Source organism: Rhodococcus sp. 15-2388-1-1a (genome assembly GCF_002259145.1).
GTDB lineage: Bacteria > Actinomycetota > Actinomycetes > Mycobacteriales > Mycobacteriaceae > Rhodococcoides.
In genome coordinates this window covers 156,033-173,595 of sequence record NZ_NPFP01000039.1, presented here as the reverse complement: position 1 = coordinate 173,595, position 17,563 = coordinate 156,033, and the positions used below count along the sequence as shown (strand labels likewise).

General features: G+C 64.4%; 16 protein-coding genes. 3 read left to right on the top strand and 13 right to left on the bottom strand.

Annotation, left to right across the window (positions count from 1 at the left end; translation table 11 throughout):
• Positions 1-9: 9 nt before the first annotated feature.
• From CH302_RS21270 to mftE, 12 genes are all read right to left on the bottom strand, one after another.
• Positions 10-1,644, bottom strand: coding sequence for an AMP-binding protein (locus tag CH302_RS21270; protein WP_052047379.1), 1,635 nt, complete (start codon positions 1,642-1,644; stop codon positions 10-12).
• Positions 1,645-1,699: 55 nt separating this feature from the next.
• On the bottom strand, positions 1,700-2,491 hold the full coding sequence (gene eutC, locus CH302_RS21265; RefSeq protein ID WP_052047380.1) for an ethanolamine ammonia-lyase subunit EutC: 792 nt from the start codon (positions 2,489-2,491) through the stop codon (positions 1,700-1,702).
• Positions 2,488-3,900: an ethanolamine ammonia-lyase subunit EutB gene (locus tag CH302_RS21260; protein WP_037188354.1), complete on the bottom strand. Its 1,413-nt coding sequence runs from the start codon at positions 3,898-3,900 to the stop codon at positions 2,488-2,490. Before CH302_RS21260 ends, eutC begins: the two co-directional genes overlap by 4 nt.
• On the bottom strand, positions 3,897-5,351 hold the full coding sequence (gene eat / locus CH302_RS21255; protein WP_037188356.1) for an ethanolamine permease: 1,455 nt from the start codon (positions 5,349-5,351) through the stop codon (positions 3,897-3,899). The genes CH302_RS21260 and eat overlap by 4 nt, the downstream gene beginning before the upstream one ends.
• A 136-nt stretch (positions 5,352-5,487) precedes the next feature.
• Entirely contained in the window at positions 5,488-6,471 is a 984-nt protein-coding gene (locus tag CH302_RS21250; protein WP_037188358.1) for a cation diffusion facilitator family transporter, read from the bottom strand.
• A 113-nt stretch (positions 6,472-6,584) separates the two neighbouring features.
• Complete coding sequence (locus tag CH302_RS21245; RefSeq protein ID WP_052047381.1) at positions 6,585-7,124, bottom strand: DUF779 domain-containing protein; 540 nt, start codon at positions 7,122-7,124, stop codon at positions 6,585-6,587.
• Complete coding sequence (gene exaC / locus CH302_RS21240) at positions 7,124-8,647, bottom strand: acetaldehyde dehydrogenase ExaC (RefSeq protein WP_037188363.1); 1,524 nt, start codon at positions 8,645-8,647, stop codon at positions 7,124-7,126. Before exaC ends, CH302_RS21245 begins: the two co-directional genes overlap by 1 nt.
• A 146-nt stretch (positions 8,648-8,793) precedes the next feature.
• A complete protein-coding gene (locus tag CH302_RS21235) occupies positions 8,794-10,089 on the bottom strand; it encodes a transcriptional regulator (protein ID WP_037188366.1) in 1,296 nt (431 codons plus the stop codon).
• A gap of 109 nt (positions 10,090-10,198) precedes the next feature.
• A complete protein-coding gene (locus CH302_RS30230; protein WP_167326762.1) occupies positions 10,199-10,336 on the bottom strand; it encodes a hypothetical protein in 138 nt (45 codons plus the stop codon).
• A gap of 91 nt (positions 10,337-10,427) precedes the next feature.
• A complete protein-coding gene (mftG, locus tag CH302_RS21230; protein WP_037188367.1) occupies positions 10,428-11,912 on the bottom strand; it encodes a mycofactocin dehydrogenase MftG in 1,485 nt (494 codons plus the stop codon).
• 33 nt (positions 11,913-11,945) lie between these two features.
• A complete protein-coding gene (mftF, locus tag CH302_RS21225; protein WP_037189022.1) occupies positions 11,946-13,343 on the bottom strand; it encodes a mycofactocin biosynthesis glycosyltransferase MftF in 1,398 nt (465 codons plus the stop codon).
• 125 nt (positions 13,344-13,468) lie between these two features.
• Complete coding sequence (gene mftE, locus CH302_RS21220) at positions 13,469-14,155, bottom strand: mycofactocin biosynthesis peptidyl-dipeptidase MftE (protein ID WP_037188370.1); 687 nt, start codon at positions 14,153-14,155, stop codon at positions 13,469-13,471.
• Between the two features lie 70 nt (positions 14,156-14,225).
• Between mftE and CH302_RS21215 the strand changes: the two genes are divergently transcribed.
• From CH302_RS21215 to CH302_RS21205, 3 genes are all read left to right on the top strand, one after another.
• Positions 14,226-14,951, top strand: a complete 726-nt coding sequence (locus CH302_RS21215; RefSeq protein ID WP_037189024.1) for a GntR family transcriptional regulator — start codon at positions 14,226-14,228, stop codon at positions 14,949-14,951.
• Between the two features lie 112 nt (positions 14,952-15,063).
• A complete protein-coding gene (locus CH302_RS21210) occupies positions 15,064-16,617 on the top strand; it encodes an NCS1 family nucleobase:cation symporter-1 (protein ID WP_094633672.1) in 1,554 nt (517 codons plus the stop codon).
• A 10-nt stretch (positions 16,618-16,627) separates the two neighbouring features.
• Positions 16,628-17,359 carry an aspartate/glutamate racemase family protein gene (locus CH302_RS21205; RefSeq protein ID WP_037188374.1) on the top strand — a complete coding sequence of 244 codons (732 nt, stop codon included), beginning with the start codon at positions 16,628-16,630 and terminating at the stop codon, positions 17,357-17,359.
• Positions 17,360-17,362: 3 nt separating this feature from the next.
• Here the strand turns inward: CH302_RS21205 and CH302_RS21200 are convergent, their stop codons facing one another.
• A complete protein-coding gene (locus CH302_RS21200) occupies positions 17,363-17,557 on the bottom strand; it encodes a hypothetical protein (RefSeq protein WP_037188375.1) in 195 nt (64 codons plus the stop codon).
• Between the last annotated feature and the right edge of the window lie 6 nt (positions 17,558-17,563).

The following is a 17,563-nucleotide window of genomic DNA, read 5'->3' as shown; positions in this document are numbered from 1 at the left end:
GCGAGTATGTCAGCCGAACGGCAGCTGTTCGATCAGACCGAGCGATCGCTCGCGCATCTCGACCTTGCGCACCTTGCCGGTGACCGTCATCGGGAACTCGTCGACCACGTGCACGTACCGCGGGATCTTGTAGTGCGCCAGCCGTCCGTCACAGAAAGACCGTATCGCAGCCGAATCGAGTGGCGTGGCATCGTCTTTCATCCTGATCCACACCATCAGCTCCTCGCCGTACTTCGGATCGGGCACACCGATGACCTGTGCGTCGAGGACATCGGGGTGGGTGTACAGGAACTCCTCGACTTCGCGGGGATAGATGTTCTCGCCGCCGCGAATCACCATGTCCTTGATCCGCCCGGTGATCGCCACGTAGCCGTTGTCGTCCATCACCCCGATGTCGCCGGTGTGCATCCACCCCTCGTCGTCGATGGCCTCGGCGGTCTTCTCCGGCTGCTCCCAATAGCCGAGCATCACCGAATAGCCGCGGGTGCACAGCTCGCCCGCCTCGCCGCGCGGCAGTGTGCTGCCCTCGATCGGGTCGACGATCTTGACCTCGAGGTGCGGACCGACGCGTCCGACGGTCGACACCCGCTGCTCGATGGAGTCCTCGCTCCGCGTCTGCAGGGACACCGGCGACGTCTCGGTCATGCCGTAGCAGATCGACACCTCGGCCATCCCCATCCGCTCGATGACCTGCTTCATCACCTCGGTGGGGCACGGTGATCCGGCCATGATGCCGGTACGCAGACTGCCGAGGTCGAAACTCTCGAAGTTCTCCAGTGCCAGTTCGGCGATGAACATCGTCGGGACTCCGTAGAGCGACGTGCACTTCTCCGCGGCGACGGCCGTCAACGTCGCCACCGGATCGAACGAGGGACCGGGAATCACCATCGCTGCGCCGTGGGACGTGCACGCGAGATTGCCCATCACCATGCCGAAGCAGTGGTAGAACGGCACCGGAATGCACACGCGGTCCTCGGCGGTGTAATGGCACAGCTCGCCGACGAAGAAGCCGTTGTTGAGGATGTTTCGGTGACTCAGCGTCGCACCCTTCGGGAAACCCGTTGTCCCCGAGGTGTACTGGATGTTGATGGCATCGTCGGCACCGAGCCGCTCGGACACATCCGTGATCATGTGCGGAGTCTTCGCCAGCGCTCGATGCCCGCGATCGGTCATCGCTTCCCACTGGATGCTCCCGATGAACAGCACCTCACGCAGGGATTCCACCTCGGGACGCACGTCGTCGATCATCGCCGCGTAGTTCGATCCCTTGAACTCCGTGGCCGACAACAACACCGACACCCCGGCCTGCTTCAGCACGAACTGCAGCTCGTGCGAGCGATACGCGGGATTGATGTTGACCAACACGGCACCGATCTTGGCCGTCGCGTACTGCGCCAGAACCCATTCCGGGCAGTTCGGTGCCCACATCCCGACGCGGTCACCCACCTCGACTCCGGCCACGAGCAATCCGGCCGCCAACAGATCGACGTCGGCGACGAACTCCGAGTAGGTCCACCTCCGCCCGGACGCAACATCGATCAACGCATCACGATCCGAGTACCGCGCCGCAGCTCGATCCAGATTTGCGCCGATCGTGTCGTCCAGCACCGCGGTGTCGGACGCACCGGAAGAATAACTGTCCATACACCCCACGGTAGTGACCGCCGTCACCCTCGGCCACCCCCGGATAGGGGTGATGTCACTCCAGGGTGAGGGCCTCGGTCGCCTCGAGCACATCGGCTCGCGAGGTGTCCTTCAACGCCACACCCGACCGCCCGAGCTTCCTGGCACCGGCCAACAGACCGGCCACGATTCGTGCCGACTGCGCATACCCCTGACCTTCCGGCGGATGGATGTTGGAGATGCAGTTGCGATCGGCGTCGGTGCACCCGGGTTTCGGCAGATGCGTCAGATAGATACCGAGACTGTCCGCAACGGACAACCCCGGACGCTCCCCGATCAGCACCAGCACCGTCCGCACACCCATCGCCGCGGCGATGTGATCACCCAGCGCCACCCGTGCCTCGGTCGCGACGACCGGGGCCGCTATCGAATAGCGATCGGCCAGTTCGGCTTTCAACGCCTCCAGCATCGGCACACCGTGATCGGCGAGTGCGCGCGGGGACAACCCGTCGCTCAACACGATTCCGATCTCGTCCTCGGAATTCACCACGTCCGACAGATCTTTCGGTTGCCGACCCAGATCGGGCCGTCGCAGATACTCCGCGCGACTCGTCGCCAACGACGTCACCACCGACGGTGCACCGAGACCGACCTGCTCCACCCGGCCCACGAAGTCCTCGACCTCGAGCGGCATGTGCACCGCATCCCGCGCCGCAGCGTGCGCCGAGCGAAACTCGAGCACCCGCGTGGTCGGCAACGAATCACCGATGCGCCCCAATCCGATTCGAGCCTGCGTCATCGCGCGCAACTCGCCCCAGAACTCGCCTTCCTGCCGTTCCGCGGGCACTGCGCCCGATGGGTCTGTCATCGCGCACTCATCAACGCTCGAAGTGGCGATCCCGCGGCATCGACGTCGAGGACTCTGCCGTCGGCGTCCACCATGCCCAATCGGGAGAGCCACGACTCGAATTCCGGTGCCGGTCGCAGACCGAGAACCTGCCGAACGTAGAGCACGTCGTGAAAGCTCAACGACTGGTATCCGAGCATGACGTCGTCGGCACCCGGCACCGCGATGACGAACGCGACCCCAGCGGTGCCGAGGAGCGTCAGCAGGGTGTCCATGTCGTCCTGGTCGGCCTCGGCATGGTTGGTGTAGCAGACGTCCACTCCCATCGGCAGCCCCAGCAGCTTGCCGCAGAAGTGATCTTCCAGGCCGGCCCTGATGATCTGCTTACCGTCGTACAGGTACTCGGGCCCGATGAATCCGACGACGGTATTGATCAGCAGCGGCTCGAGATCGCGGGCCACCGCGTACGCCCTCGTTTCCAAGGTCTGCTGATCGACGGGCCGGTCGCCGGTGCCGATGTGCGCGCCCGCCGACAACGCCGAGCCCTGGCCCGTTTCGAGATACATGACGTTGTTCCCGACGGTTCCGCGGTGCAGCGATCGGCCGGCCTCGTTGGCCTCGCGTAGCAGCGGAATGTTCACGCCGAAGCTCGAATTGGCTCCTTCGGTGCCCGCGATGGACTGGAACACCAGATCGACCGGAACTCCCTTGTCGATCAGTTCCATCGTCGTCGTCACGTGCGAGAGCACGCACGACTGCGTCGGGATCTCGAAGCGCTGGCGAATTTCGTCGAGCAGATGCAGCAGGTCCGCCGTGGCCTGCGGTGAGTCGGTCGCGGGGTTGATCCCGATGACCGCATCGCCCGAGCCGAGGAGCAGTCCGTCGAGGGTGGCCGCAGCGATTCCACGCGGATCGTCCGTCGGGTGATTGGGCTGCAGACGCGTGGTGAGCGTTCCGGGTAGCCCGATCGTCGTACGGAACGCCGACGTCACCTGCACGGCTCGAGACACTGCGATCAGATCCTGGTTGCGCATGATCTTGCTGACCGCTGCCACCATCTCGGGAGTCAGTCCGGCGGCCACCGACCGCAACGTCGCCGCCGCGTCCGGCCTCGCGGTGACCTCGAGCAGCCAGTCCCGCAGGCCTCCGACGGTCAGGTGCGAGACGGCCCCGAAGGCGATGCGGTCGTGTGAATCGATGATGAGGCGGGTGACCTCGTCGGTTTCGTACGGGACGAGCAGATCGTGCAGGAAGACATCGAGCGAGACCTCCGACAACGCCCACTGCGCTGCCGCGCGCTCGGCATCCGATTCGGCTGCGCAACCGGCCAATTCGTCACCCGATCGAAGCGGCGTCGCCTTGGCCATCAAGTCCACCAGACCGTCGAAGGTGTAGGTGGTGCCCGAGACCTGCTGGGTGTAGATCGTCATTCCAGCTCGGCCTCGGCCTCAGCCAGAGCGGCGAACTCCTCGTCCGGCGAGTTCGCGACCAGATGATGCCTGCTGTAGATGCCGAAGTAGGCCATGAACGCGACGAACACTCCCAGGCACCACAGCGCCGCCGTGGAATCGACGACGAACGTGGCCACCACGGCGAGCGCCGCGATGATCAATGCGAATCCGGTGGTCACGACGCCGCCGGGGGTTCGGTACGGGCGTTCCATGTTCGGCTCGTTGCGACGGAGCACGATGTGGCTGACCATCATCAGAACGTAGCTCAGCGCCGCGCCGAACACGGCCATGTTGAGCAACATTCCGCCCTGACCGGTCAGCGAGAGCAGGAAGCCGATGACGCCCGGGACGATCAAGGCGAGCGTCGGGGCCTTGCGAGAGTTGGTGATGGACAGTGTCTTCGGCAGGTACCCGGCACGCGAGAGCGCAAAGAGCTGACGCGAGTACGCGTACATGATCGAGAAGAAGGACGCGATCAGTCCGGCCAGGCCGATGTAGTTGACGATCTTGCTGGCGGTTCCGTCACCGAGGGCTTCCACCAACGGGTTTCCCGATTCCTTGACGGCGTCGGCACCGCCTGCGCCCGTCACCAGGAACAGCACGACGGCACCGGTGACGAGCAGCACGCCCATGGCGGCGATGATGCCGCGCGGGACGTTCTTGGTCGGATCCTTGGCCTCTTCTGCGGCCAGCGGAACACCTTCGATCGCGAGGAAGAACCAGATGGCGAACGGGACGGCAGCCCAGATGCCGAGGTAGCCGAACGGCAGGAATCCCGAGGCCCCGGCAGCGTCTGTGGGTGCGATATCGGTCAGGTTGCTCGCGTCGAACTGTCCGATGGCGGCGATGGCGAAGACGATGAGTCCGACCAAGGCGATCGCGGTGATGACGAACATGATCTTGAGGGCTTCGCCTGCGCCGGAGAGGTGGATTCCGATGAACACCGCATAGACCACCAGGTAGACCCACCACCCGTCGGTGATGCCGAACAGCCCGAGGGATTCGACGTAGGCGCCGATGAACGTTGCGATCGCGGCGGGAGCAATGGCATATTCGATGAGAATCGCTGTGCCGGTGGCGAATCCGCCCCACGGTCCGAGAGCGCGGCGGGCGAAGGTGTAGCCACCGCCTGCTGCGGGCAGCGCCGACGACATCTCGGCCATACCGAGGACCATGGCCAGGTACATCCCCGCGATGATGATCGCCGCGATGAGCAGACCCCCGAAGCCACCCTCGGCGAGACCGAGGTTCCATCCGGAGTAGTCGCCGGAGATGACGTAGCTGACTCCGAGGCCCGCCAGCAGGACCCAGCCGGCCGTCCCCTTCTTCAGAGTTCGCTTGGCCAGGTAGTCACCGCCCTCGACGTGCGACTGAGTGCTCTCGTGGGAGCCAGCTTTCGGATGAGACGACTGGGGGTCTACTACGGACATTGCAAGCCTCTCGTCACCAGTTCGCTCGGAGCGGGGTCACGCCCGAGGGGGTCGATTCACAACACGTGTGGCGCGCGAATCGGTTCAAGATAGGCCCGTGATGTAAGCGGCGCGTCATCGCTGAATGACGGGCGAATTACGGCTGGTACCCGACGGCGTTGACGTCGCCGATGTCTCCCTCGTCCGGTTCGGCGACTGTCAGTACTGCGTCCACAACAGCTCTGTTGGTTTCCAACTCACGCTCCAGCCGCCGGAGCGTGTGCGCGATGCGTGATTCTGCGAAATCACCGACGAGATCGACACTCGCCACCACGTAGAGCTGTTTGGGACCGACGAACTCGATGCGAACGAACCTGACCGACGCCACGTCCGGAAGTTCTTCGATCCGCTGCACCACCGCGTTCCATAATGCTCTCGATCCCGGTTCGCCGGTGAGGAATCGGCGGTTTCGATCGATCAGAACGAACGCGACGATTCCGAGAAGTACACCCACCAGGATGGAGCCGATGGCGTCGAACGCCGCCGATCCGGTGAGCTGATGCAGGCCGATTCCGGCACCGGCGATGACGATGCCGATCAGTGCGGCACTGTCCTCCGCGAACACTGCACGCAGCGTCGGGTCCGAGGTCTCGAGTGCGTAGTCGAGAAAGTCCCGGTCGTACTCGGCGGCCTCGCCGCGGATCTGACGCACCGATTGCAGAAACGACACGCCCTCGAGCAGGAACGCGATGGCGAGCACGACATAGGCCACCAGGTAGTTCTCGCTGCTCGATTCACCGGCGAACAACGAGGTGATGCCGTGCCACACCGAGACGGCCGCACCGGCGACGAACAGTCCGATCGCCGCGAGTGTCGACCAGAAGTACGTTTCGCGTCCGTAGCCGAGCGGCCGACGATCGTCCGGTCCGCGCGATCCCCGACGATTGGCGACGAGCAAGAAGATCTCGTTGCCGGTGTCGGCCCACGAGTGCGCTGCTTCGGCGACCATCGATGCAGATCCGGTGAACACCGCGGCAAACGTCTTGGCAATCGCGACGCCGAGATTGGCGACGAAAGCGATGATCACGGTACGTAGGCTCTCGCCGCCCTCGGCCGCGTCGGACTTCGGTGCGCTCTTCATCTTTCGCACTGTATGCGCTCCGCGCAGTGGTGCGGTCGAGTGCCGCCTGCGGCACACGGGAGTGGAGCCCGCTGAACGACCCAGAAGCGGAACCGCACCACTGCCGGAGGCACTCAGCCCTGGAGCATCCCCGGGACGGGACATGCGTCGACGGCCTCGGCGACCACCAACGGATCGTCGGGAACTTCGGGCCGTCGACCTTCTTCCCAGTCGACGCCGACGAGCGGCGGATGCTCGGCGAGGATGTCGTTCTCCTCGTCCGTGTAGGCCCGCCCGCGACTGAGGAAGCGCACTCCCTCGGGCGATTCGAGCGAGAAGCCACCGCCGCGGCCGGGAACCACGTCGAGTACCAGTTGAGTGTGCTTCCACGCCTGGAACTGCGAGCCCGAAATCCACACCGGCACACCATCGGTGCCACTGGGGAGGTCGGGCGGGATCTCGCCCACCCCGAGCCGGAGGTCGATGTACCCGAGGAGAACATCCCGATCGCCGACGATGAATTCCCCTGCGGGGTAACACATCGGCGACGACCCGTCACAACATCCACCGGACTGATGCATCATCAGTTCGCCGTGGATACCGCCGAGGCGACGGAGCAGGTCCATCGCCTCGACGGTTGTCTTCAGCCGCGCGGGCGGCCGAGGGCTGTTCATCAGAAGAAGCCCTGTGCCTTCTGCGCGTAGCTCACCAACAGGTTCTTGGTCTGCTGGTAGTGATCGAGCATCATCTTGTGGTTCTCGCGGCCGATACCGGACTGCTTGTAGCCACCGAACGCGGCGTGCGCGGGGTACTGGTGGTACGTGTTGGTCCACACGCGACCGGCCTTGATGTCACGTCCGGCGCGGTAGGCGACGCCACCGTCACGAGACCAGACGCCTGCGCCGAGGCCGTAGAGGGTGTCGTTGGCGATGTCGATCGCGTCGTCGTAGTCCTTGAACGACGTCACCGACACGACCGGCCCGAAGATCTCTTCCTGGAAGATGCGCATGTTGTTCTTGCCGGTGAAGATCGTCGGCTGCACGTAGTAGCCGCCGTTGAGGTCGCCGCCGAGCTGGGCGCGCTCGCCACCGGTGACGACCTGTGCGCCCTCACCCTTGCCGATCTCGATGTACGAGAGGATCTTCTCGAGCTGATCGTTCGATGCCTGCGCGCCGATCATGGTCTCGGTGTCGAGCGGATCTCCCTGTCGCACAGCCTTGGTGCGGATGGCTGCGAGGGCGAGGAACTCGTCGAAGATGTCCGCCTGGATCAGCGAGCGCGACGGGCAGGTGCACACTTCACCCTGGTTGAGGGCGAACATCGTGAAGCCCTCCAGCGCCTTGTCCTGGTAGTCGTCGTTGGCCTGCAGCACGTCGGAGAAGAAGACGTTGGGGCTCTTGCCACCGAGCTCGAGGGTCACCGGAATCAGGTTCTGCGACGCGTACTGCATGATCAGGCGGCCGGTTGTGGTCTCACCGGTGAACGCAATCTTGGCGATCCGCGGGCTCGACGCCAACGGCTTGCCTGCCTCGACTCCGAATCCGTTGACGATGTTGATGACACCGGGGGGAAGAAGGTCGCCGATGATCGAGATCAGGTGCAGGATCGACGCGGGAGTCTGCTCGGCGGGCTTGAGCACCACTGCGTTACCCGCGGCCAGAGCGGGCGCGAGCTTCCACACGGCCATGAGGATCGGGAAGTTCCACGGGATGATCTGCCCGACGACACCGAGCGGCTCGTGGAAGTGGTATGCCACTGTGTCGCTGTCGATTTCGGACAGCGACCCCTCCTGCGCACGGATGCAACCGGCGAAGTAGCGGAAGTGATCGACGGCGAGCGGAATGTCGGCATTGAGGGTTTCGCGGATCGGCTTGCCGTTGTCCCAGGACTCCGCCAGTGCGATGGACTCGAGGTTCTCGGCGATACGGTCGGCGATCTTGTTCAGAATCACGGCGCGCTCGGCAGCGGAGGTCTTGCCCCATGCGGGGGCTGCGGCGTGTGCGGCATCGAGCGCGAGCTCGATGTCCTCGGACGTGGAGCGGGCGACCTCGCAGAAGTTCTCACCGGTGACGGGAGTCGGGTTCTCGAAGTACTGACCCTTGACCGGCGGTACCCACTCGCCACCGATCCAGTTGTCGTAGCGCGACTGGAACGACATGACGGAATCGGCGGTACCTGGACGGGCGTAGACGGACATTGAAAATCCTCCTGATCGACACGTGCTTCACAGTTGATGCGGTGTGTGATTCAGGACACTAGGGGTTGCAACGTTGCAACTACGTTGCCGATGCGACGGCATCTGTGTCGCTGCACCTGCCGGAGGTACCGACAGTGGCGATACGGTCAGATTCCGAGTTCGCGGTCGAGTAGATCGATGCGCGCACTGACCTGCCCGTAGAGTGCGGAATCGCTGCTCAGGGTGGCCCTGTACGCCTCCCACGCGATCACGTCCGAGCGACCGTGAATGGACGATGTCCACTGCGCCAGCAGCACCGGATCTCCGAGCCGGAGCAGTGCTGCCTGCATCCGGGACCGCAGTTCCTCGCGGATCTCCTCGATGCCGGGTGCGGACGATCCGGGAAGCACCGGGCCCGAATAGATACGGAGCGCAGCGTCGACGTCGCCGCGGTCGAGGGCACGCCTGATGTCGCCGACGTCCGAGGACAGCTCGCCGACCAGACGGTAGGGCCGCGACGCCAGGCCTGCGGTCCCGAATGCCTTACGCAATCTCGACATCTCGGCGCGAATCGTCACGGAGTCGAGCTCCTGCTCGTCGAGCAGCACGGCGAGGTGGTCGGAGCTGAGGCCTTCGGGATGCTCACCGAGCAGAAGCAGGATCTCCGCGTGTCGCTGAGAGAGCGGTATCCGGCCGGAACCGCGCACCACACCCGGCCGTCCCGATCCGAGAACCTCGAGTCGAGGAGCTGTGTCGCCCAAAGATTTCGGAGAATTCATCAGATGCAGGCGTAGCTCGGATTCGGCGGCGGCGACGGTGGCGCGCACCAACGAGAGCACCTCGGGCACCGCAACGCGCGGGCCACCGGTGATATCGATGGCGCCCAGGATGTGGCCGCTGGTGGGGTGGTGAACCGGTGCCGCCGAGCAGCTCCACTCGTGCACCGACCGAGAGAAGTGCTCGGACGCGAAGATCTGCACGCTGTGGTCGACGGCGAGCGCAGTACCGGGGGCATTGGTGCCTTTGCTCTCCTCGCTCCAATCGACTCCCTCGGCGAAGTCCATCGTGAGCGCGCGGTCCTTGGCCGCGGAATCACCCTCGACCCACAGCAGGCGTCCCTCGGCATCGGAGATGGCGACGAGCAGACCGGTGTCCGACGCGTCCTCGACCAGCAGCTTGCGGATGACCGGACGGATGATGGCCATCGGATGCCCGTTGCGGTAGCGCTCGAGGTCCGCACCGGTCAGTGCCGGAGTGTCGTTGCCGCCGTCGGGATCGACACCCTTGGTCCGACTGCGCATCCACGAATCGAGCACGACGGACCTGACGGTCGAACCGTGGGTGCGAACATCGTCGACGAAAGATTGATGGGCACTGGACATCTGGCGTGCGAGCACAGCGATGTCCTCGCCGGGGCGCACTGCGACCCAGGGGTTGCCACCACTGTCCGATCGGCTTGCCATTCGACGCTTCCTCCGTGACCTGTCCACATCGCTGTAACCCAGCTCACAAGCAAGGATACAGCCGTGGTCGACGCGCGCGGCCGTGGCCGGTCGCGCCGACCCCGAGTGCCTACTTCTTCTTGACGGCCGAGGTGATGATGTCGTTGCTGGTGTCACCACTCGACTTGGCCCGCTTGTCCGCGCGCTTGTCCTTGAGAGATTTGCCGGATTTCTTGGTCATCGTGTTGCGGGGCGATTTGTCCGACATGGCAGTAACCCATCTATTGGGGAACCTGAACGGTCCCCAGACCACGAACGCTACGCCTCGACGCGCACCCCGTGGTTGCAACGGTCACCAGTCATCCCGCCGGCTCCACTCCCATCAACGCAGCGGCGCGTTCTGCGAACATGATGGCCGTCGCATGCGGGCCACGGCTGGGCACCACCGGAAACGCCGACGTGTCGACGACGAGGACACCGTCCACTCCGCGCACACGGCAGTGGTCGTCGAGCACCGACCCGGGGTCGGACTCGGGTCCCATCCTGGCACTGCCGGACAGGTGCAGCGACGTACCGAGTGCCGCGAGAGGGTCGTCGCTCGCGGGGACTTCGACCCGGCAGGCCATGGACGGCGATGCGAGCAGATCTCGCGCCAGCTCGACGCCACCTCGCATCGCTCGCCGGTCGCCCGCCGATTCGAGGTAGCGGTATCTCACGTCCGGGGCCTCGAACGGATCGGTGCTGCGCAGCGCGATGCTGCCTCGTGCCGTGGAGCGCATGAGGCCGACACCGAACACGTGGGGCCCAGGTGGAAGACCGGAGATCAGTCGATCGAATCTCCTCGTGTACGGCCTGATCTCCACGTCGCCCGCATGCAGCACCGCTTCCAGAACCGGGGATACCGTCGAGAATTCGTTCGCCATGGCAACGGGGACGGCAACCTCGGGATGATCGCTGAAACCTCGGCCGACTCCCGGAATGTCGGCGATCACCGGAACGCCAAGCGCAGCACAGCCTTCCGACGGTCCCACGCCGGATCGAAGCAGCAACGCGGGGGTGTGCACCGCGCCGGCCGAGAGGACAACGGTGTCGGACTCGACGACACGGCGTACGCCGTCGGCGATGATCTCGACCCCGATCACCCTGTTTCCCTTGAACATCAACGACGCCACCGTCGTATTCCCTTGCACCCTCAGGTTCTTTCGTCCGACGACCGGCAGAAGATATGCCAGAGCAGCACTTACGCGGATCCCGTTGCGGATGTTCGACGGCACGCTGCCCACTCCCCCTGCGGCTGCATCGGGAGCGTTCATGTCCTCGTGGAATCGAAATCCCGCGTTCGTCGCGGCCTGTACGAATGCCGCCGTGAGGGGATGTCGGTCCTGCGCGGGGGTGCGCGAGACCGGTATCGGTCCGCGGGAACCGTGCCACCGCCTGATCGCTCCGGCATCGAGATCGGTTTCGGAGCCGATGTAGAACGGCAGCACTTGATCGAAGGACCACACCGATTGCGGCCAGGCGTCGAAGTCACCCGGCGTGGCACGCATGAAGTAGCCGCCGTTCACTGCGCCGGAGCCTCCCAGCACCCGGCCTCGGGCGATCGTCCGGGAGACATCCGAGGCGAGTTCGGCCGTGTAGGTTCCCACCCATTCGCTGCCGGGGCCGATGGGAAGCGTCGACGCGTCGAGCAGGGCCGCCGGAACATCGTCGACGCCGGAGAACGCCGGTCCGGCTTCGAGCAACAGCACCGACCGATCGGGATTCTCGCTGAGCCGCGACGCGAGAACGCAGCCGCAGGAGCCACCTCCGACGACGATGACGTCGGCGAACTCGATCGGGTTCACACCGTCGACGGAGCCGACCGGGCTCGCACCACGTCAGCCGTCGAGGCGTGGCTTGAGCGCGTCGACACTGCGCGCGGACAGTGCACCGCGCCACAGCCCTGCTCCGTAGGCGACGTCATCGGCTCGCTTGTAGAACGCATAGCGCACAGGATCGAGGCCGCCGAGCTCACGATGCTTGTACCAATCCGAAAAGGCCTCTGCCACAGCCAATCCCAGCGCAATTCTACGAATACGACTCGACAGCAACACGGCGAGCAGCGTGATCGGCCAATAATGTCGACACAGGGCCGACGCCAATTGCCACAACCCCGCCACAAAACCCTCGGCGGCGAGAATGGCCGCGATCCGCGTGGGTTGATCCAGACCGACGAACATCTTTCGCAGGCGCACTATCGTCACGCCCAGTGTGGCGGCAGCACCGACAAGCCCGATTCGCGTCAGACTCGCGGCGAGCAGACACGCGACCAACGTCCACGGAGACATCGCGATCGGCGGCACCATTCCCGGATGACGTGCCGACAACGGCGTGGCACCGGTCCCGTAGAACAGCTTGCGGGCGAACCATTCGACGAAGGTGACGCGATGCTCGTGCGCGACGTGGGCGACGGGTTCGTAGCGCAGCCGCCACCCCGCTTCCTGCAATCGCCAGCACAGGTCCACGTCCTCGGCCACGTGCATCGACTCGTCGAATCCGTCGCAGTCCATCGCCACCGACCGACGCATCAACATGGCGGCGCTGGGGACGTACGACACCGAGCTGCCCGCGCGTACTGCAGCTTCCCTACGGCCGAGGTCGAGCGACGAGCGGGCGTGTTCGTACCGGGCCAGCGCGCTGCCCTCGGACTCGAGTGCGACGATGCGAGGGGCCACCAGAGCGACTGCCGGATCCGAGAAGTGGCCCAGCATCACCTCGAGCCACCCCTTACGCGGGACGACGTCCGAATCCAGGAACGCCACGAAATCTGTTGTAGCACAACGCAAGCCAGTGTTCCGCGCCGCAGCCGGTCCGCGCGAGCGCTCGTGCCGCAGCACCGTCACGCTGCCCACACTCCACGAGACCCTCGGCACTGCGACCGGGACGTCCGACCCGTCGTCGACGATGATGACGTGCAATCCGTGCAGCGCCGCGATCAACCGCTCCAATCCCGCCTCGTTGTTCTTGAGCGGTACGACGACGGTGACGTCACACGGCGACGGGATCGACATCGGGCGCGGGTTCCCGACACCCGAGTCGAGCAATTTGCGAGCGACGAGAGCGGACTGCGAGTCGGTCACTTCGATGAATCCATCGCCGATCATCGCCGCAGCGGTCGGTGCGAGCTTGAGCATGCGGGTCGGTGAACCACCGATCAGGACGCGCCCTTCGGAGAATGTGCGTACGCGTGGATCCACTCGCACCCCGAAGCCATCAGGCAACCGACCTTCACCCATCAGGAGATCGTAAGCGGACGAGACGCCGAAGTGTCGGCCACCCGTGAAATCGGACGGAACATACCCATGCCCCGTTTTTCCGGAATCGTCGACCGGTCCCCCAGCAGGCGTTTCACCGTGTTCGATCATGTGATCACTCCGTGCTCGGAGGGACTCCATCTCTGCACTGCATCGCCTGCGCGGACGCAGAGGGCCTCGAACAGGTGCCTCCCCTCCTCCGAATCGGCCCCGGTGGGATCGCCGAGCACGCCGTTGGGAGTGATCGGTGCCATGCCGTCGACGCGAAGCGACGGGAGCAGGTCGGCGATGTCGGCCACGTTCCCTACCTCGGCCTTGCTCATGTCCACCACCTCGGGCGAAAGGTGCAGCAGCAACGACGTTTCGGTGCGACCGGCGTGAGCATCTGCTCCGGGTATCGCGCACGGGAACCACACGACATCGCGTCCCTCGTACCGGAGCAACAGCACTGCGGACCGCACAGTGGGGCCGTTACCTCCGTGTCCGTTGACGAAGACCACCCGCTCGGCCCAACGGCACGCCGAGCGCCCGTACTCCACCAGGACCGCTTCGAGCGCTGCGGCCCCGATCGAGACTGTGCCGGGAAATCCCTCGTGCTCGCCACTGGCTCCGTACGCGATCGCGGGGGCCACGACGGCATCCGCGATGGTGTGCGCCACGGCTGTTGCGATACGAGTGTCGGTGTCGAGCGGGAGGTGCGGACCGTGCTGCTCGGTCGAGCCGACCGGCACCACGAGGGTCCGAGACCCGTCGATGTCCGGCCAGTACTGCGTACCGAGGGGGTCCGTGGCCATGAGTGCAGATGCTATCGGATGGAACGAGGACGTCACGCCGCCGAAACACTGCGACGATAATCTTCGATTCGTGCCACCCCGTCGCCGATCCATATTGCTCTCGCAATTGTCGATATCGGCACCCGGTGGCCCGCAGCCGACAATTCTACAAGAGTTACGCCGAGTCATTCTTGCCGGCGATGCGCCTCCGAATACACCGATTCCACTCAATGAAGTAGCGGAACTTTTCGGAGTGAGCAGAATTCCGGTGCGCGAATCCCTCAAGACACTCATCGGCGAGGGCTTGGTCGATCATCGACCGAACCTGGGCTACACGGTCGCTCAGCTGACCGCGGCCGAACTTCGCGAAATGTACATCGTGCGTGAGGTTCTCGAGACTGCGGCACTACCGGTCGCGGTCGATCTGGCGACCGATACCGACCGCGAACACCTCATCGAGGTCAACAGACAACTCGAGGCCTCCTTGGCCCAGGACGACTCACGGGAGTATCACCGACTCTCACGTGAATTCCACCTGTCGCTGACGCGCCCGTCTCGGATGCACCGGTTACTGCACATGCTCGAATCCGCCTGGAACATCACCGAACCCGTGCAACCCATGGTTCATGTCGCCGGGTCGGACAGAGCGTCACTGCACAGCGATCATGCCGAAATGCTCGCGGCATTCCTGGCCGGTGATTCCGCGGGTCTACTGCGCGCCGCACAGCATCATCACACGCGTCTCAATTCGGTCATTTCGACACTGTCGAACGACCACGGATTGTTCGCCGATCCGCCGTCCGACCAGTCGCGATAGAAAATCCGCTAAAGATATATCGCTTACGTCACGAGCGCGCAACACTACGCCGCTAACTTTTCCTCATTCATCTCCTTCGTTCACCTCATACGCCATGCCGTCAGGAGCATCGATGACAGATACAGCGCACGGTCCCGCCCAAACGGGAGATCTTGTGGAAGCCGCGGGGCACCCCGTCGGTGGTGGACTGATCAAGGACAGCTACGACCCGCGGCTGACCAACGAGGATCTGGCTCCGCTCAAGAAGCAGACCTGGACCTCGTACAACCTGTTCGCCTTCTGGATGTCGGATGTGCACTCGGTCGGTGGGTACGTGACAGCGGGCAGCCTGTTCGCGCTCGGGTTGGCCAGTTGGCAGGTGCTGATCGCGCTCCTCGTCGGCATCACGATCGTCTACTTCTTCTGCAACCTCGTCGCCAAGCCCAGCCAGGTATCGGGGGTTCCGTACCCGGTCATCTGCCGCAGCGTCTTCGGCGTCCTCGGTGCCAATATTCCGGCCATCATCCGCGGTCTGATCGCGGTGGCCTGGTACGGCATTCAGACATTCCTGGCCTCGGCCGCACTCGATATCGTGCTGATCAAGCTGTTCCCGTCGCTGGCTCCGTACGCGGTGACTGCGGACTACGGTTTCGTCGGACTCTCCCTGCTCGGCTGGGCGAGCTTCCTGTTCCTCTGGGTTGTCCAGGCCGCGGTCTTCTGGCGTGGCATGGAGTCCATTCGCAAGTTCATCGACTTCTGCGGCCCTGCGGTCTACGTCGTGATGTTCATGCTGTGCGGCTACCTGATCTGGAAAGCCGGCTGGGGCGCGATCGACCTCAACCTCGGCGAGGTCGAGCACACGGGTCTGAGCTCGATCCCGGTGATGCTCGGCGCCATCGCGCTCGTGGTCTCGTACTTCTCCGGTCCGATGCTCAACTTCGGCGACTTCTCGCGCTACGGCAAGTCCTATGCCGCAGTGAAGAAGGGCAACTTCCTCGGCCTGCCGGTGAACTTCCTGGTGTTCTCGATTCTCGTCGTCGTCACCGCCTCGCTGACGCTGCCGGTGTTCGGTGAGCTGATCACCGACCCGGTCGAGACCGTCGCCCGAATCGACAGCACGTTCGCGATCGTCCTCGGTGCCCTGACCTTCACGATCGCCACCATCGGCATCAACATCGTCGCCAACTTCATCTCGCCGGCCTTCGACTTCTCCAACGTCAGCCCCCAGAAGATCAGCTGGCGTGCCGGCGGCATGATCGCCGCCATCGGCTCGGTGCTCATCACCCCGTGGAACCTGTACAACAATCCCGAGGTCATTCACCTGACCCTGGAAACTCTCGGTGCGTTCATCGGACCGTTGTTCGGCATCCTGATCGCCGACTACTACCTCGTCCGCAAGCAGAAAGTCGTTGTCGACGAACTGTTCTCGATGTCGCCGACCGGGTTGTACTGGTACTCGAAGGGTTACAACCCGGCAGCGGTGTACTCCACAATCGTGGGCGCGCTCGTAGCCATGTTCACCGTGCTCTTCAACGGGGCAATCGACGGCATGGAGATCGCCGGAATGTCGACGGCCTCGAAGTACAGTTGGTTCATCGGCTGCGGCATCGGCTTCGTCATGTACTTCTATCTGGCGACGAAGACCAAGCTCGCTGTCACCGACTTCGACGTTCCAGCCAAGGCATAGGATTTCGTACGTGCTCATCAAGGTCATCAATCCGAACACCACCGGTTCGATGACCGCAACGATCGGTGATTGTGCCCGGGCCGTAGTAGGCCCGGGCACCGTCATCGATGCGGTCAGTCCCTCGATGGGGCCGGTATCCATCGAAAGTCACGTCGACGAAGCCCTCAGTGTCCCCGGCATTCTCGCCGAGATCGCCAGTGGCGAGGCCGCGGGGGTCGACGGTTACGTCATCGCCTGCTTCGGCGATCCCGGCATCGACGCGGCCCGCGAATCCGCGTCCGGACCGGTCATCGGTATCGCGGAAGCGGCAATGCACGCCGCGAGTTTCCTGGGCCGCGGATTCAGTGTCGTCACCACCCTCGACCGCACCGTCGGCCGGGCACAGGATCTGGCGCATCACTACGGCTTCGGCCGCCATTGCCTCGGTATCCATGCGTGCGACATGCCGGTCCTCGATCTCGAGACCGACCCCGACGCCCGCAAGATCGTCACCGAGGCGTGCCGCGTCGCCGTCGAGACGGACGGCAGCGATGCCGTCGTGCTCGGATGCGCAGGCATGGCCGATCTGTGCCAACACATTTCGGCCGAGATCGGAGTACCCGTCGTCGACGGGGTTGCCGCGGGAACACTGTTCGTGCAGTCCCTCGTAACCCTCGGACTGCGGACCGGAAAGCGCGGCGAGTTCGCCGTCCCGCCGCCCAAGCTCTACACGGGGATGCTCGAGGGATTCAGTAGGCCCTGAGCGTTACCTGGACCGACCGAGCTTGGCGACGGTGTAGCCGATTGCTGCGCCGGCAACCAGTACGCCGACGAGCAGCAGTACGACCTGCAGGGTCGTGGACATCGAGTCGTCGAACAACCCGACGTAGATCACGACGCAGGACGCCACGAGTGCGACGAGAGCAGACGTCGTAATGCTCCTCGGCAGCTTGTCGGTCATTGCGCA

Bases quoted from the DNA above. Each gene is read 5' to 3' on its own strand.
- CH302_RS21270 (WP_052047379.1), bottom strand. From the start codon at position 1,644: ATGGACAGTTATTCTTCCGGTGCGTCCGACACCGCGGTGCTGGACGAC.
- eutC (WP_052047380.1), bottom strand. From the start codon at position 2,491: ATGACAGACCCATCGGGCGCAGTGCCCGCGGAACGGCAGGAAGGCGAG.
- CH302_RS21260 (WP_037188354.1), bottom strand. From the start codon at position 3,900: ATGACGATCTACACCCAGCAGGTCTCGGGCACCACCTACACCTTCGAC.
- eat (WP_037188356.1), bottom strand. From the start codon at position 5,351: ATGTCCGTAGTAGACCCCCAGTCGTCTCATCCGAAAGCTGGCTCCCAC.
- CH302_RS21250 (WP_037188358.1), bottom strand. From the start codon at position 6,471: ATGAAGAGCGCACCGAAGTCCGACGCGGCCGAGGGCGGCGAGAGCCTA.
- CH302_RS21245 (WP_052047381.1), bottom strand. From the start codon at position 7,124: ATGAACAGCCCTCGGCCGCCCGCGCGGCTGAAGACAACCGTCGAGGCG.
- exaC (WP_037188363.1), bottom strand. From the start codon at position 8,647: ATGTCCGTCTACGCCCGTCCAGGTACCGCCGATTCCGTCATGTCGTTC.
- CH302_RS21235 (WP_037188366.1), bottom strand. From the start codon at position 10,089: ATGGCAAGCCGATCGGACAGTGGTGGCAACCCCTGGGTCGCAGTGCGC.
- CH302_RS30230 (WP_167326762.1), bottom strand. From the start codon at position 10,336: ATGTCGGACAAATCGCCCCGCAACACGATGACCAAGAAATCCGGCAAA.
- mftF (WP_037189022.1), bottom strand. From the start codon at position 13,343: ATGGGTGAAGGTCGGTTGCCTGATGGCTTCGGGGTGCGAGTGGATCCA.
- mftE (WP_037188370.1), bottom strand. From the start codon at position 14,155: ATGGCCACGGACCCCCTCGGTACGCAGTACTGGCCGGACATCGACGGG.
- CH302_RS21210 (WP_094633672.1), top strand. From the start codon at position 15,064: ATGACAGATACAGCGCACGGTCCCGCCCAAACGGGAGATCTTGTGGAA.
- CH302_RS21200 (WP_037188375.1), bottom strand. From the start codon at position 17,557: ATGACCGACAAGCTGCCGAGGAGCATTACGACGTCTGCTCTCGTCGCA.